Consider the following 15,569-nt stretch of genomic DNA (forward strand, 5'->3'; position numbering starts at 1 on the left):
GCGTCTTATCAGGCCTGCAGGTCTGAACCGTAGGTCGGATAAGGCGCTCGCGCCGCATCCGACAACCGTGCTTTGATACCTGATGCGACGCAGGCGCGTCTTATCAAGTCTACCCACTGTTTTTCCAGAGATAATTTTTTATCCACTTTTTCGCACTCATTCATATAAAAAATGTATTCCTCCACGGAAACGATTGCTTTTTATTTTCAGATGAATAGAATGCGGCGGATTTTTTGGGTTTCAAACAGCAAACGGAGGAATTTCGTGTCGCAAGATAACAACTTTAGCCAGGGGCCAGTCCCGCAGTCGGCGCGGAAAGGGGTATTGGCATTGACGTTCGTCATGCTGGGATTAACCTTCTTTTCCGCCAGTATGTGGACCGGCGGCACTCTCGGAACCGGTCTTAGCTATCATGATTTCTTCCTCGCAGTCCTCATCGGTAATCTTCTCCTCGGTATTTACACTTCATTTCTTGGCTACATTGGCGCAAAAACCGGCCTGACGACCCATCTTCTTGCTCGCTTCTCTTTTGGTGTTAAAGGTTCATGGTTACCTTCACTGCTGCTGGGCGGCACCCAGGTTGGCTGGTTTGGTGTTGGCGTGGCGATGTTTGCCATTCCGGTAGGCAAGGCGACGGGATTGGATATTAATCTGCTCATCGCTGTCTCTGGTTTACTGATGACCGCCACCGTGTTCTTTGGCATTTCGGCGCTGACAGTTCTTTCTGTAATTGCGGTTCCGGCGATCGCCTGTCTTGGCGGTTATTCCGTGTGGCTGGCCGTTAACGGCATGGGCGGTCTGGAGGCATTAAAAGCGGTCGTTCCCGCACAACCGCTAGATTTCAATGTCGCGCTGGCGCTGGTTGTCGGTTCATTTATCAGTGCAGGTACGCTCACTGCCGACTTTGTCCGTTTTGGTCGCAATGCCAAACTGGCGGTGCTGGTGGCGATGGTGGCCTTTTTCCTCGGCAACTCGTTGATGTTTATTTTCGGTGCGGCAGGTGCTGCGGCATTGGGCATGGCAGATATCTCTGATGTGATGATTGCTCAGGGCCTGCTGCTGCCTGCGATTGTGGTGCTGGGGTTGAATATCTGGACCACCAACGATAACGCGCTCTATGCGTCGGGTTTAGGTTTCGCCAACATTACCGGTATGTCGAGCAAAACCCTTTCGGTCATCAACGGTATTATCGGTACGGTTTGCGCATTATGGCTGTACAACAATTTTGTCGGCTGGCTGACCTTTCTTTCGGCAGCTATCCCTCCCGTTGGCGGCGTAATCATCGCGGACTATCTGATGAACCGTCGCCGCTATGAGCACTTTGCGACCACGCGTATGATGAGTGTCAATTGGGTGGCGATTCTGGCTGTCGCGCTGGGGATTGCCGCAGGCCACTGGTTACCGGGGATTGTTCCGGTCAACGCTGTATTAGGTGGCGCGCTGAGCTATCTGATCCTTAACCCGATTTTAAATCGCAGAACGACAGCAGCAATGACGCATGTGGAGGCTAACAGTGTCGAATAACGCTTTACAGACAATTATTAACGCCCGGTTACCCGGCAAAGAGGGGCTGTGGCAGATTCATCTGCAGGACGGAAAAATCAGCGCCATTGATGCGCAATCCGGCGTCATGCCCGTGACTGAAAACAGTCTGGATGCTGAGAAAGGTTTAGTTTTACCGCCGTTTGTGGAACCGCATATTCACCTGGACACCACGCAAACTGCCGGGCAACCGAACTGGAATCAGTCCGGCACGCTGTTTGAAGGCATTGAACGCTGGGCCGAGCGCAAAGCGTTATTAACCCATGACGACGTTAAGCAACGCGCCTGGCAAACGCTGAAATGGCAGATTGCCAACGGCATTCAACATGTGCGTACCCATGTAGATGTCTCCGACGCAACCCTGACTGCACTGAAAGCGATGCTGGAAGTGAAGCAGGAAGTCGCGCCGTGGATTGACCTGCAAATCGTCGCCTTCCCGCAGGAAGGGATTTTGTCGTATCCCAACGGTGAAGAGTTGCTGGAAGAGGCGCTACGCCTGGGAGCTGACGTAGTGGGGGCGATTCCGCATTTTGAATTTACCCGCGAATACGGCGTGGAGTCGTTGCATAAAACCTTCGCGCTGGCGCAAAAATACGACCGCCTGATCGATGTTCACTGCGATGAGATAGACGATGAGCAGTCGCGTTTTGTCGAAACTGTTGCCGCGCTGGCGCACCGTGAAGGAATGGGCGCGCGCGTCACCGCCAGCCACACCACCGCAATGCACTCTTATAACGGGGCGTATACTTCGCGCTTGTTCCGCTTGCTGAAAATGTCCGGCATTAACTTTGTTGCCAATCCGCTGGTCAATATTCATCTGCAAGGACGTTTTGATACTTATCCAAAACGTCGTGGCATTACGCGCGTCAAAGAGATGCTGGAGTCCGGCATTAACGTCTGCTTTGGTCACGATGATGTCTTCGATCCGTGGTATCCGCTGGGAACGGCGAATATGCTGCAAGTGCTGCATATGGGGCTGCATGTTTGCCAGTTGATGGGCTACGGGCAGATTAACGATGGTCTGAATTTAATCACCCATCATAGTGCCAGAACGCTCAATTTACAGGATTATGGTGTTTCCGCTGGAAACAGCGCCAACCTGATTATCCTGCCTGCAGAAAATGGGTTTGACGCGCTGCGTCGTCAGGTTCCGGTACGTTATTCGGTACGTGGCGGTAAGGTGATTGCCAGTACACAACCGGCACAAACCACTGTATATCTGGATCAGCCGGAAGCCATTGACTACAAACGGTAATCGTTTGGGGTGAACAGCCACTGACTTGTGTCAGTGGCTACCATGATTCATTACTCTGCTACCTTCTTTTGTTCCTGTGCTTATTTAACCTTAAGATTCAACTTTATAATCTTTGTAATAATACTGTTTATCACGCTCGTTTATTTCGCGAATAACCCGACAGGGAACGCCTGCAGCAACAACATTTGGTGGAATGTCTTTTGTTACGACACTGCCCGCGCCAATAACAGAGTTTTCTCCGACGGTGACGCCTGGATTAATGACCACATGACTCCCAATCCAGACATTATTGCCAATCGTTATCGGAAAAGAGTACATCTCTCCGTTTTTTCTCAATTCATGGTGTACAGGGTGCCCGGTAACGGAAAGGGTAACGTTGGGGGCAATCAGTACGTTATCACCGATAGTGACTGTGTGGTCATCGACGATGGTTAAATTGAAATTTGCGTAAAAATTGCGGCCTATATGGATGTTGGAACCATAAGAGAAATAAACAGGTGGTTCTATCCAGGCATTTTCTCCTACCGTGGCAAACATTTCTTTAATCAGGCTTTCCCTTTTTTCAACTTCCGATGGATGTGAGTGATTAAACTCATACATCAACGTTTTCCCACGAAGTCTTTTTTCAGGTAAACCTTCGCACATATCGGTAAATAACTTTCCTGCTTTTACTCTTTCGGTCATTGGCATGTTCATTACGATTATTCCGCTCTGGTATGTTGGTCGGATAAGGCGCTCGCGCCGCATCCGACATTGATTGCTTAAGCGACTTCGTTCACCTGCCGACGCAGCAAGGAAAGCGGGCCTGGGCCGCTAAGCGTGAATACGGAAATTAAGGTAAAGCCCAGCGCCACCAGACCCAGCACCAGATAAGCGCCCTGGAAACCGATGCTTTCATACATATTGCCCGCCAGAACAGACATGAAAATCATCGCCAGTTGTTTAAAGAAGCAGAAACAGACCAGATAAATTGTTGCCGAAAAACGCACTTCAAACTGGCTGGTAATATATTTAAAGCAGCCCACCAGCAGGAACGGTACTTCAAACATATGCAGTGTTTTTAGAATAACCACTTCCAGCGCCGAGGTGGCGAACGATGAGCCAATAATACGCACAGACATAATGGTGCCAGCCAGCAGCAGGGCATTTTTCCCACCGATGCGATTAATAATCAGTGGTGCAAAGAACATAATCGAAGCGTTAAGTAATTCACCCATTGTTGTGACATAGCCAAATACTCGCGTACCCTGTTCACCAGTGGTGAAAAACGAAGTAAAGAAATTAGCAAACTGTTGGTCAAAAACATCGTAGGTGCAGGAAACACCAATAACATACAGCGATAAAAACCACAGTTTCGGTTGTTTGAACAACTCCAGCGCCAGTTTAAGACTAAATGCGGAATGATTTGCACCTACGGCATTGGCAACCGTGGCGGAAGAAGGTGCATCTGTTTTGGCGAAAAAAAGCAGAACGGCGAGGATGAGCGCACAGCCGGAACCCAGCCAGAAGACAAAGTGGTTATTGATGGTGAACATGATGCCGACAATTGAGGCACACAGCGCCCAGCCAACGCAACCAAACATCCGCGCGCGACCAAATTCGAAATTACTGCGACGGCTGACCTTCTCGATAAATGCTTCTACTGCCGGTGCACCCGCGTTAAAACAGAAGCCAAGATAAATGCCGCCAACAATCGAACCTAATATAATATTATATTGTAACAGTGGGCCAAAGATAAAAATAAAGAACGGCGCAAACATCATTAACATGACGGTAATAATCCATAGCAGATATTTGCGCAGCCCGAGTTTGTCAGAAAGCAGACCAAACAACGGTTGAAATAACAGGGAGAACAGAGAAATAGCAGCAAAAATAATGCCGGTATCACTTTTGCTGATATGGTTGATGTCATGTAGCCAAATCGGGAAAAACGGGAAATAGGCCCCCATGATAAAAAAGTAAAAGAAAAAGAATAAGCCGAACATCCAAAAGTTTGTGTTTTTTAGATAGAACATAATGGATTTCCTTACGCTAAATACGGGCAGACATTGCCTGCCCGGTTATTATTATTTTTGACACCAGATCAACTGGTAATGGTAGTGACCGGCGCTCAACTGGAATTCCGTCGAAACTGACGGACTCCAGGAGTCGTCGCCGCCAATCCCCATATGGAAACCGTCGATATTCAGCCAGCTCCCTTCCTCCGCGTGCAGCAGATGGCGATGGCTGGTGTCCATCAGTTGTTGTTGGCTGTAACGGCTGATATTGAACTGGAAGTCGCCGCGCCACTGGTGTGGGCCATAATTCAATTCGCGTGTTCCGCAGCGTAGACCGTTTTCGCTCGGGAAGACGTATGGGGTATACATCTCTGACAACGGCATATCCCAGCGGTCAAAACAGGCCGCAGTAAGGCGGTCGGGATAGTTTTCTTGCGGCCCTAATCCGAGCCAGTTAACCCGCTCTGCGACTTGTGCCAGTTGGCAGGTCAGGCCCACCCGCGCCGGATGCGGCGTATCACCTGCTACTTCAACATCCACGCTGATGGCCATCTCACCGTGTCCATCAATACGGTAGGTTTTCCGGCTGGTAAATAAGGTTTTCCCCTGATACTGCCACGCGTGGGCAGTCGTAATCAGTACCGCGTCGGTAATCCGATCTGCCGTACACTGCAACAGCACTGCTTCTGCCTGGTAATGGCCTGCTGCTTTCCAGCGCTCTACCCAGGCGTTCGGGTCAATACGAGTCGCTTCGCTTACGCCAATGTCATTATCCAGCGGCGCTCGGGTGAACTGATCGCGCAGCGGGGTCAGCAGTTGTTTTTCATCGCCAATCCACATTTGTGAAAGAAGACCTGACTGGCGGTTGAATTGCCAACGTTTATTACCCAGCCCGATGCAAAAATCCGTTTCGCTGGTGGTCAGTTGCGGGGCGGAGTGGGGCGCAGCCGAGAGCGTTACGCGGAGGTTTTCTGCCAGTCGCCATTGCTGCCAGGCGCTGATGTGTCCGGCTTCTGACCACGCGGTCGCGTTTGGTTGCACCACCTGTACCGTGAGCCAAAGTTGCCCGACACTCTCCGGCTGGGGCAGTTCAGGCAATTCAATCAACTGTTTTCCTTGTGGCGCGACAGCCAGAGGCACTTCACCACTCGTTAGCGGCTTGCCATCCAGCGCCAGCGACCAGTGCAGGATTTCGTTATCGCTATGACGGAACAGGTATTCGCTGGTGACTTCGATTGTTCGCCCGGATAAGCGGAACTGGAAAAACTGCTGTTGGTGTTTTGCTTCCGTCAGCGCCGGATGCGGCGTGCGGTCGGCAAAGACCAGACCGTTCATGCAAAACTGGCGATCGTTCGGTGTATCGCCAAAATCACCGCCATAAGCCGACCACGGGTTGCCGTTTTCATCATATTTAATCAGTGACTGATCGACCCAGTCCCAGACGAAGCCGCCTTGTAAACGCGGATACTGACGAAATGCCTGCCAGTATTTGGCAAAGCCGCCGAGGCTGTTACCCATCGCGTGGGCGTATTCGCAAAGGATCAGCGGGCGCAACTCACCAGGCAGTGAAAGCCATTTTTTGATTGACCATTTCGGTGCTGCCGGGAAGGGCTGATCTTCATCCACACGGGCATACATCGGGCAAATAATATCGGTAGCCGTAGTGTCTGCTCCGCCACCTTCATACTGCACCGGACGGGAGGGATCGACGGATTTTATCCAGCGATAGAGCGCGTCGTGATTAGCGCCGTGACCGGATTCATTACCCAGCGACCAGATAATCACGCACGGGTGATTGCGATCGCGCTGTACCATCCGCGTTACGCGCTCGCTCATCGCCGGTAACCAGCGCGGATCATCCGTCAGGCGATTCATCGGCACCATGCCGTGGGTTTCGATATTAGCTTCATCCACCACATACAAGCCGTAGCGGTCGCACAGCGTGTACCACAGCGGATGGTTCGGATAATGCGAACAGCGCACGGCGTTAAAGTTGTTCTGCTTCATTAGCAGGATATCCTGCACCATCGTCTGCTCATCCATGACCTGACCGCGCAGAGGGTGATGCTCGTGGCGGTTAACGCCGCGAATCAGCAACGGTTTGCCATTCAGTAACAGCAGACCATTTTCAATGTGTACCTGACGGAAGCCAACATCACAGGCTTCCGCTTCAATCAGCGTACCGTCGGCGGTGTGCAGTTCAACAACTGCACGGTAAAGGTTCGGGAGTTCTGCGCTCCACAGCGCCGGATTTTCGACGCTCAGACGTAGCGTGACGCGATCGGTATAACTGCCGCGCTCATCGATAATTTCGCTGCCGAAAGGTGCGGTGCTACTGGCGACCAGGGTTTCACCTTGCCACAAAGAAACCGTTACCCGCAGAAAGTCGCGCAACTCGCCACCCATGCGCACTTCAGCCTCCAGCACGGCGCGGCTGAAATCGTCATTAAAATGGGTAGCAACATGGAAATCGCTGATTTGCGTGGTCGGTTTGTGCAGCAACGAGACGTCGCGGAAAATGCCGCTCATTCGCCACATATCCTGATCTTCAAGATAACTGCCGTCACTCCAGCGCAGCACCATCACCGCGAGGCGGTTTTCTCCGGCGTGCAAAAAGGCGCTCAGGTCAAATTCAGACGGCAGGCGGCTATCCTGGCCGTAGCCAACCCAGCGTCCGTTACACCACAGGTGAAACGCCGAGTTAACACCATCAAAGATAATCCGCGTCTGGCCATCCTGGAGCCAGCTTTCATCAACATTAAATGTGAGCGAGTAACAACCCGTTGGGTTTTCTGCGGGAACAAACGGCGGATTCACCGTAATGGGGTAGGTCACGTTGGTATAAATGGGGGCATCGTAACCGAGCATCTGCCAGTTTGACGGCACCGGAATATTATCGGCTTTTGGGAGATCGCGTTCGAGCCAGCTTTCCGGCACCGCTTCCGGTGCCGGAAACCAGGTAAATAACCATTCACCATTCAGACTGCGCAATTGACGGGAAGGGTGATTATCACGGGCTTCTTTGCTATTGCGCCAACTGGAAAAAGGGGGATGTGCTGCAAGGCGATTGAGTTGGGTAACGCCTGGGTTTTCCCAATCACGACGCTGTAATACGACGGCCAGTGAATCCGTAGTCATGGTCATAGCTGTATCCTGTGTGAAATTGTTATCCGCTCACAATTTCACACAACATACGAGCCAGATGCACAGAGTGTAAAGCCTGGGGTGCCTAATGAGTGAGCTGACTCACATTAATTGAGTTGCGCTCACTGTCCGGTTTCTAGTCGGGAAATTTGTCGCGCCAGTTGCATTAAAGAATCGGCCAATTCGCGGGGAGAGGCTGCTTGCGCGTTCGGAGGTTGCGTGGTTTTTCGTTTAACCAGTGACACGGGTAATAGCTGATTTCCCTTCACCGCCTGGCCCTGGGAGAATTGCAGCAAGCGATCCACGCTGGTTTGTCCCAGCAGGCGAAAATCCTGTTTGATGGTGGTGAGCGGTGGGATATAACACGAGCTATCTTCGGTATCGTCGTATCCCACAACCGAGATATCCGCACCGACGCGCAGCCCGGACTCGGTAATGGCGCGCATTGCGCCCAGCGCCATCTGATCGTTAGCAACCAGCATTGCGGTGGGGATGATGCCCTCATTCAGCATCTGCATGGTTTGCTGAAAACCCGATATTGCGCTCCAGTCACCTTCAAGCTCTGCTATTGGCTTAAGTTGATTGTGGCCGAGATATTTATGCCAGCCAGCCAGGCGCAGACGCGCCGAGACAGAACTTAATGGACCGGCTAACAGCGCGATTTGCTGGTGACCCAACTCGACCAGATGCTCCACGCCCAGCCGCGTACCGTCGTCATAGGAAAAAATAATACTGTTGACGGGTGACTTGTCAGAGGCGTCAAGAAACAAAACGGGCACGTTACCACAGGCGGCTTCCACAGCAATGGCATCTTGCTCATCCAGCGGGTAGTTGATGACAAGACCGCTGACGCGTTGCGCGAGAAGATTGTGTACCGCCGCTTTACAGGCTTCGACGCCGCTTCGTTCCACCATCGAGACTACGACGCTAGCTCCCAGTTGATCGGCGCGGGATTTTATTGCCGCGACAATTTGTGACGGTGCGTGCAGAGCCAGACTGGACGTGGCAACGCCAATCAGCAACGACTGTTTGCCTGCCAGTTGCTGTGCCACGCGGTTGGGAATGTAATTCAGCGCTGCCATTGCCGCTTCCACTTTTTCCCGTGTTTTCGCAGAAACGTGGTTGGCCTGATTCACCACGCGGGAAACGGTCTGATAAGACACACCGGCATACTCAGCGACATCGTATAGCGTTACTGGTTTCACATTCACCACCCTGAAATGACTCTCTTCCGGGCGCTATCATGCCATACCACGAAAGGTTTTGCGCCATTCGGCGGGGCTGACGCCGAAGTGAGATTTAAAATGCTGACGCCACGTCACAGGTGAGAGGAAGCCCACCTCAGCCGCTATCCGCTCAACGGGCAACTGACTGGAACCCAACAGTTCCTGGCTACGGCGTAAGCGTTCAGTGATGAGCCATTCAGCGATACTCGAACCGGTCGCTTTCATAAAATGGCGGGTTAGTGTGCGGCGACTCATCATTACTCGCTGCGCCAGCGAGTCGAGATCATGCTGTTGCGCAATGTTTTGCCGCAGGTAATCCAGCAGGAGGTTGATGCGTTCATCATGGGTATTTTTCGGCACCGGTTGCTCAATAAACTGCGCCTGACCGCCGGTGCGATATGGCGGTACGACCATCCGTCGGGCAATGTGGTTAGCATAGTCGCTGCCAAAATGTTGCCGAACAATATACAAACAGCAATCCAGCGCCGCGGCAGTACCGGCAGAGGTAATAATGCCGTCATCGTCTACATACAACGCGTTAATATCCAGATGTGTTTCTGGAAAACGTGCCTGAAATTCACGTTCGAACTCCCAGTGCGTGGCTGCACGCTTATTTTTCAGTAAACCTGCATAGCCGAGCACAAACGTGCCCAGACAAAGCCCGACAATCTGTGCCCCGTTATCCTGTGCGGTCGTTAAGGCTTCCAGCAGTTTTTGTGGCGGTTTTTGTGTAATTGTTCCCCAGTAAGGAATTATCACAATATCCGCTTGTATGACTGCGGTATAGTCATGGGTGGCGGTTACGGAAAACCCATCGGCAGAGTCCACGTTTCCCGGCTTTTCAGCGCAGATAATCACGTGAAAGCGTTTTTTTTCCGCCATTTTTTCGCTAAACACGATAAACGGTACGGAAAGGTGAAAAGGACTAAAACCGGCAACGGCGATAATGGCAACAGTCAGCGGGCGCATAACACTCTTTATCTCCGAATTAGAATGTCAACGTTTCACCATCTTCTGGTACGTTCACAAATTCGATAATTTGATTATCTCTGGCGTATTCCTTGAGCGCATCACGCGTCAGCAAACAGTGGTTTACGGCCTCCATATGTGTCGCGACAATTTGCGCTTCTGGCAGGGTAAAATGTGTTTTGAGAATATCTTCTGCTCCCATAATTATCGCACCATGCCCCAGAACATGCGCAAATCCGGCATTCAACACAACCACTTCTGGTTGGAAAGTTAGCATTGTAGCCTCGACGTCGTCACGCCAGAGGGTATCGCCAGCCAGATAGAGCGTTTTCTCTGTCGGATGCCGGAAAACAACGCCGCAGGCTGCGCCTAAACGCTTCGCCATAGCCGGGTCGGCATAGGTGCGATCGGAGCCGTGCTGCCCTGTCGTTTTATGCAGAGTTATATCGCCAAATTTAGTCTCGTCGGTAAGTACGGTAAGATGCGTAAATCCTTGTTTATGCAGTGATTCAGCATCTTGCTCATTTTGCACATAAATCAGTTTATCTTTGGGGACAACGCGGGAGGCTGTTTCGTCCCAGTGATCTTCATGCAAATGGGTCACGATTAGGGCGTCAACGTTGAGTAACGTTGTTAAATCACACGGTAATTCTACCGTTGGATTGCGGATTTCTGCGCGTGCCGTTCCGGCAAAACCCGGATAACTTCCTTTTGGCGCGAGTAACGGGTCGATAAGAAATGTTTTGCCAGCGTATTGGATAATTTGGGTGGCATTACGAATTTGAGTAATTTTCATGATTTGCTCCACATCACAGTATTGATGTCATTAGCGTAGCGTGCAGCCCGTACTGTGCATGTGGGCAAATGGGCGAATAACGATGAGAATGGGCCAAATTACACATTGACGTCGCTAGCGTAAATGCACGCCGCTTCGCCGTCCGGCCACCAGAATAGCCTGCGATTCCACACCTTCTTCGATCTGTTTTGCCACCCGTTGCAGCGCCGGAAGATGCTTTTCCGCTGCCTGTTCGATGGTCATTGCGCTCGCCATATACACCAGATTCAGACAGCCAATCACCCGTTGTTCACTGCGTAGGGGCACGGCAATGGAGGCGATCTTCTCTTCCTGATCCCAGCAGCGGTAGTTCTGTCCGTAACCCTCTTCGCGCGCGCGTGCCAGAATGGCTTCCAGCTTTAACGGTTCTCGTGCCAGTTGATAGTCATCACCGGGGCGGGCGGCTAACATTTCGATTAACTCCTTGCGTTCTTGTTCCGGGCAAAAGGCCAGCCAGGTCAGTCCTGAGGCGGTTTTCAGCAGCGGTAAACGTCGCCCGACCATCGCCCGGTGAAAGGATAACCGGCTGAAACGGTGGGTGGTTTCGCGTACTACCATTGCGTCAACATCCAGCGTGGACACATCTGTCGGCCATACCACTTCGCGCAACAGATCGCCCAGTAGCGGGGCCGCCAGTGCAGAAATCCATTGTTCGTCACGAAATCCTTCGCTTAATTGCCGCACTTTGATGGTCAGACGAAAACTGTCATCGGAGGTACTGCGGCGGACATATCCCTCTTCCTGCAGCGTTTCCAGCAGTCGCCGCACAGTGGTGCGATGTAGGCCGCTGAGCTCCGCCAACAGCCCGACGCTGGCACCGCCATCGAGTTTATTTAACATATTTAATAACATTAGACCGCGGGTTAAGCCGCGCACGGTTTTGTATTCCGTCTGCTCATCTTTCTGCATATTAATTGACATTTATATAGTTAAAACAACGTTGTGCACTTGGTGCACACTCAGACATGTTTTGATTGTAGCCGAAAACCCCCTTCCTATACTGAGCGCACAATAAAAAATCATTTACATGTTTTTAACAAAATGAGTTGCGCTGTACTGTGCGCGCAACGGCATTTTGTCCGAGTCGTGAGGTACTGAAATGGCAATACAACACTCTGACATCCAGCCTGCTGTTAACCATTGCGTTCAGGTGGCGATCGCTGGTGCCGGTCCGGTCGGGTTGATGATGGCGAACTATCTCGGCCAGATGGGCATTGACGTGCTGGTGGTGGAGAAACTCGACAAACTGATCGATTATCCCCGTGCGATTGGTATTGATGACGAGGCGCTGCGCACCATGCAGTCGGTCGGCCTCGTTGATAATGTTTTACCGCATACTACGCCGTGGCACGCGATGCGTTTCCTCACCCCAAAAGGTCGCTGTTTTGCCGATATTCAGCCAATGACCGATGAATTTGGCTGGCCGCGCCGTAACGCCTTTATTCAGCCGCAGGTCGATGCAGTGATGCTGGAAGGGTTGTCGCGTTTTCCGAATGTGCGCTGCCTGTTTTCCCGCGAATTGGAGGCCTTCAGCCAACAAGATGACGAAGTGACCTTGCATCTGAAAACGGCAGAAGGGCAGCGGGAAACCGTCAAAGCCCAGTGGCTGGTAGCCTGTGACGGTGGAGCAAGTTTTGTCCGCCGTACCCTGAATGTACCGTTTGAAGGTAAAACAGCACCAAATCAGTGGATTGTGGTGGATATCGCCAACGATCCGTTAAGTACGCCGCATATCTATTTGTGTTGCGATCCGGTACGCCCGTATGTTTCTGCGGCTCTGCCTCATGCGGTACGTCGCTTTGAATTTATGGTGATGCCGGGAGAAACCGAAGAACAGCTCTGCGAGCCGCAAAATATGCGCGAGCTGTTAAGCAAAGTGCTGCCTAATCCGGACAACGTCGAATTGATTCGCCAGCGTGTTTACACCCACAACGCGCGGCTGGCGCAACGTTTTCGTATTGACCGCGTACTGCTGGCGGGCGATGCCGCGCACATCATGCCGGTATGGCAGGGGCAGGGCTATAACAGTGGTATGCGCGACGCCTTTAACCTCGCCTGGAAACTGGCGTTGGTTATCCAGGGGAAAGCTCGCGATGCGCTGCTCGATACCTATCAACAAGAACGTCGCGATCACGCCAAAGCGATGATTGACCTGTCGGTGACGGCGGGCAACGTACTGGCTCCGCCGAAACGCTGGCAGGGCAGCTTGCGTGACGGCGTTTCCTGGCTGCTGAATTACTTGCCGCCAGTAAAACGCTACTTCCTCGAAATGCGCTTCAAGCCGATGCCGCAATACTACGCCGGTGCGCTGGTACGTGAGGGCGAGGCGAAGCACTCTCCGGTCGGCAAGATGTTTATTCAGCCGAAAGTCACGCTGGAAAACGGTGACGTAACACTGCTCGATAATGCGATCGGCGCGAACTTCGCGGTGATTGGCTGGGGATGCAATCCGCTGTGGGGGATGAGCGACGAGCAAATCCAGCAGTGGCGCGCGCTGGGCACACGCTTCATTCAGGTGGTGCCAGAAGTGCAAATTCATATCGCGCAGGATAACCACGACGGAGTGCTGCGCCTGGGTGATATGCAAGGTCGCCTGCGTAGCTGGTTCGCACAACATAATGCTTCGCTGGTGGTGATGCGCCCGGATCGCTTTGTTGCCGCCATCGCCATTCCGCAAACTCTGGGTAATACGCTGAATAAACTGGCGTCGGTGATGACACTGAACCGCCCTGATGCCGACGTTTCTGTCGAAAAGGTAGCCTGATATGCACGCTTATCTTCATTGTCTTTCCCACTCGCCGCTGGTGGGGTATGTCGACCCGGCGCAAGAGGTACTCGATGAGGTCAATGGCGTGATTGCCAGTGCCCGCGAGCGCATTGCGGCTTTCTCCCCTGAACTGGTGGTGCTGTTTGCGCCAGATCATTACAACGGTTTTTTCTATGACGTGATGCCACCGTTCTGTTTAGGCGTCGGAGCGACGGCAATTGGTGATTTCGGCAGTGCGGCGGGAGAGCTACCCGTGCCTGTGGAGCTGGCGGAGGCTTGTGCGCATGCCGTAATGAAGAACGGGATCGATCTTGCCGTTTCTTACTGTATGCAGGTGGATCATGGGTTCGCCCAGCCGCTGGAGTTCTTGCTCGGTGGGCTGGATAAGGTGCCGGTCCTGCCTGTATTCATCAACGGCGTCGCCACGCCGCTGCCCGGTTTTCAGCGAACCCGAATGATGGGTGAAGCGATTGGTCGTTTCACCAGTAGTCTGAATAAACGCGTGCTGTTTCTTGGTTCCGGTGGGCTTTCCCATCAGCCGCCGGTGCCCGAACTGGCAAAAGCCGATGCCCATATGCGCGATCGTCTGTTGGGTAGTGGGAAAGATTTGCCCGCCAATGAGCGCGAAATGCGCCAGCAACGGGTGATTAACGCCGCTGAGAAGTTTGTTGAGGATCAGAGAACTCTGCATCCGCTTAACCCGATTTGGGATAACCAGTTCATGACTTTGCTGGAGCAGGGACGCATACAGGAACTGGATGCCGTCAGTAACGAAGAGCTTTCCGCCATTGCCGGAAAGTCGACACATGAAATCAAAACCTGGGTCGCTGCTTTTGCCGCTATTTCTGCGTTTGGCAACTGGCGTAGCGAAGGGCGTTATTACCGCCCAATCCCGGAGTGGATTGCCGGATTTGGCTCGTTAAGCGCCAGAACACAGAACTGAATATGCAGGAGAAGATGATGAGTTATCAGCCACAAACCGAAGCCGCCACCAGCCGTTTTCTGAATGTAGAAGAAGCGGGTAAAACGCTACGCATCCATTTTAATGACAGCGGACAAGGCGACGAAACCGTTGTCCTGCTGCACGGTTCCGGCCCGGGGGCTACTGGCTGGGCGAACTTCAGCCGCAATATCGATCCGCTGGTAGAGGCGGGCTATCGGGTGATCCTGCTGGATTGTCCTGGATGGGGTAAGAGTGATTCGATCGTTAACAGTGGTTCGCGATCGGATCTCAATGCGCGCATCCTGAAAAGCGTCGTGGATCAACTGGATATCGGCAAAATCCACCTACTGGGCAACTCGATGGGTGGGCACAGTTCTGTTGCGTTTACTCTTAACTGGCCGGAGCGCGTCGGCAAACTGGTGCTGATGGGCGGCGGTACAGGTGGCATGAGTTTGTTTACGCCAATGCCAACTGAAGGCATTAAGCGACTGAATCAGCTTTATCGTCAGCCGACTATCGAAAACCTGAAGCTGATGATGGATATCTTCGTTTTCGATACCAGCGATTTGACCGACGCTCTGTTTGAAGCACGCCTGAATAATATGCTGTCGCGCCGCGATCACCTGGATAACTTCGTTAAGAGCCTGGAAGCCAATCCGAAACAGTTCCCGGATTTTGGTCCGCGTCTGGCGGAAATTAAAGCGCAAACCCTGATTGTCTGGGGGCGTAACGACCGTTTTGTGCCGATGGATGCGGGGCTGCGTTTGCTGTCCGGTATCGCCGGTTCTGAACTGCATATCTTCCGCGACTGTGGTCACTGGGCGCAGTGGGAACATGCCGACGCTTTCAATCAACTGGTGCTGAATTTCCTCGCACGTCCTTAAGGAACGG

13 protein-coding genes are annotated in these 15,569 nt (G+C 52.4%); 5 read left to right on the forward strand and 8 right to left on the reverse strand.

All coding sequences use genetic code 11. From position 1 onward, the window contains the following. Window positions 1-8 precede the first annotated feature (8 nt). Entirely contained in the window at window positions 9-164 is a 156-nt protein-coding gene (locus A31E_RS26045; RefSeq protein WP_181238234.1) for a hypothetical protein, read from the reverse strand. A gap of 100 nt (window positions 165-264) precedes the next feature. Between A31E_RS26045 and codB the strand changes: the two genes are divergently transcribed. Further along, on the forward strand, window positions 265-1,524 hold the full coding sequence (gene codB / locus A31E_RS20425) for a cytosine permease (protein ID WP_016248398.1): 1,260 nt from the start codon (window positions 265-267) through the stop codon (window positions 1,522-1,524). Next, a complete protein-coding gene (gene codA, locus A31E_RS20420) occupies window positions 1,514-2,797 on the forward strand; it encodes a cytosine/isoguanine deaminase (RefSeq protein ID WP_001515837.1) in 1,284 nt (427 codons plus the stop codon). Before codB ends, codA begins: the two co-directional genes overlap by 11 nt. Before the next feature lie 90 nt (window positions 2,798-2,887). Here codA and lacA read toward each other — a convergent pair whose 3' ends face one another. The 7 genes from lacA to A31E_RS20385 form a co-directional block, all read right to left on the reverse strand. Continuing rightward, window positions 2,888-3,493 (reverse strand): galactoside O-acetyltransferase, encoded by a 606-nt coding sequence (gene lacA, locus A31E_RS20415; RefSeq protein WP_016248399.1) that lies wholly within the window; start codon window positions 3,491-3,493, stop codon window positions 2,888-2,890. A gap of 65 nt (window positions 3,494-3,558) precedes the next feature. Then, window positions 3,559-4,812 carry a lactose permease gene (lacY, locus tag A31E_RS20410; protein ID WP_000499565.1) on the reverse strand — a complete coding sequence of 418 codons (1,254 nt, stop codon included), beginning with the start codon at window positions 4,810-4,812 and terminating at the stop codon, window positions 3,559-3,561. 51 nt (window positions 4,813-4,863) lie between these two features. Further along, window positions 4,864-7,938: a beta-galactosidase gene (locus A31E_RS20405; protein WP_016248400.1), complete on the reverse strand. Its 3,075-nt coding sequence runs from the start codon at window positions 7,936-7,938 to the stop codon at window positions 4,864-4,866. Window positions 7,939-8,060: 122 nt separating this feature from the next. Further along, complete coding sequence (locus A31E_RS20400) at window positions 8,061-9,143, reverse strand: LacI family DNA-binding transcriptional regulator (protein ID WP_024191842.1); 1,083 nt, start codon at window positions 9,141-9,143, stop codon at window positions 8,061-8,063. A 36-nt stretch (window positions 9,144-9,179) separates the two neighbouring features. Next, on the reverse strand, window positions 9,180-10,133 hold the full coding sequence (locus tag A31E_RS20395) for an OI-19-encoded virulence regulator OvrA (protein WP_001247693.1): 954 nt from the start codon (window positions 10,131-10,133) through the stop codon (window positions 9,180-9,182). Between the two features lie 19 nt (window positions 10,134-10,152). Further along, a complete protein-coding gene (locus tag A31E_RS20390; RefSeq protein WP_001515843.1) occupies window positions 10,153-10,929 on the reverse strand; it encodes an MBL fold metallo-hydrolase in 777 nt (258 codons plus the stop codon). Between the two features lie 114 nt (window positions 10,930-11,043). Next, window positions 11,044-11,877: a DNA-binding transcriptional regulator gene (locus A31E_RS20385; protein WP_001515844.1), complete on the reverse strand. Its 834-nt coding sequence runs from the start codon at window positions 11,875-11,877 to the stop codon at window positions 11,044-11,046. 190 nt (window positions 11,878-12,067) lie between these two features. Between A31E_RS20385 and A31E_RS20380 the strand changes: the two genes are divergently transcribed. From A31E_RS20380 to mhpC, 3 genes are read left to right on the forward strand one after another with little or no spacing between them, the layout of a single operon-like run. After that, window positions 12,068-13,732: a bifunctional 3-(3-hydroxy-phenyl)propionate/3-hydroxycinnamic acid hydroxylase gene (locus tag A31E_RS20380; protein ID WP_016248401.1), complete on the forward strand. Its 1,665-nt coding sequence runs from the start codon at window positions 12,068-12,070 to the stop codon at window positions 13,730-13,732. 1 nt (window position 13,733) lies between these two features. After that, entirely contained in the window at window positions 13,734-14,678 is a 945-nt protein-coding gene (gene mhpB, locus A31E_RS20375) for a 2,3-dihydroxyphenylpropionate/2,3-dihydroxicinnamic acid 1,2-dioxygenase (RefSeq protein ID WP_016248402.1), read from the forward strand. 17 nt (window positions 14,679-14,695) lie between these two features. After that, window positions 14,696-15,562: a 2-hydroxy-6-oxonona-2,4-dienedioate hydrolase gene (mhpC, locus tag A31E_RS20370; protein ID WP_000121912.1), complete on the forward strand. Its 867-nt coding sequence runs from the start codon at window positions 14,696-14,698 to the stop codon at window positions 15,560-15,562. Window positions 15,563-15,569: the final 7 nt, after the last annotated feature.

The organism is Escherichia sp. KTE159 (assembly GCF_000408805.1).
Taxonomy (GTDB): Bacteria; Pseudomonadota; Gammaproteobacteria; order Enterobacterales; family Enterobacteriaceae; genus Escherichia; species Escherichia marmotae.

What these genes read in the sequence shown, in the direction of transcription:
- A31E_RS26045 (WP_181238234.1), bottom strand. Translation starts at nt 164, where the DNA reads ATGAATGAGTGCGAAAAAGTGGATAAAAAATTATCTCTGGAAAAACAG.
- lacA (WP_016248399.1), bottom strand. Translation starts at nt 3,493, where the DNA reads ATGAACATGCCAATGACCGAAAGAGTAAAAGCAGGAAAGTTATTTACC.
- lacY (WP_000499565.1), bottom strand. Translation starts at nt 4,812, where the DNA reads ATGTTCTATCTAAAAAACACAAACTTTTGGATGTTCGGCTTATTCTTT.
- A31E_RS20405 (WP_016248400.1), bottom strand. Translation starts at nt 7,938, where the DNA reads ATGACCATGACTACGGATTCACTGGCCGTCGTATTACAGCGTCGTGAT.
- A31E_RS20395 (WP_001247693.1), bottom strand. Translation starts at nt 10,133, where the DNA reads ATGCGCCCGCTGACTGTTGCCATTATCGCCGTTGCCGGTTTTAGTCCT.
- A31E_RS20390 (WP_001515843.1), bottom strand. Translation starts at nt 10,929, where the DNA reads ATGAAAATTACTCAAATTCGTAATGCCACCCAAATTATCCAATACGCT.
- A31E_RS20385 (WP_001515844.1), bottom strand. Translation starts at nt 11,877, where the DNA reads ATGCAGAAAGATGAGCAGACGGAATACAAAACCGTGCGCGGCTTAACC.
- A31E_RS20380 (WP_016248401.1), top strand. Translation starts at nt 12,068, where the DNA reads ATGGCAATACAACACTCTGACATCCAGCCTGCTGTTAACCATTGCGTT.
- mhpB (WP_016248402.1), top strand. Translation starts at nt 13,734, where the DNA reads ATGCACGCTTATCTTCATTGTCTTTCCCACTCGCCGCTGGTGGGGTAT.
- mhpC (WP_000121912.1), top strand. Translation starts at nt 14,696, where the DNA reads ATGAGTTATCAGCCACAAACCGAAGCCGCCACCAGCCGTTTTCTGAAT.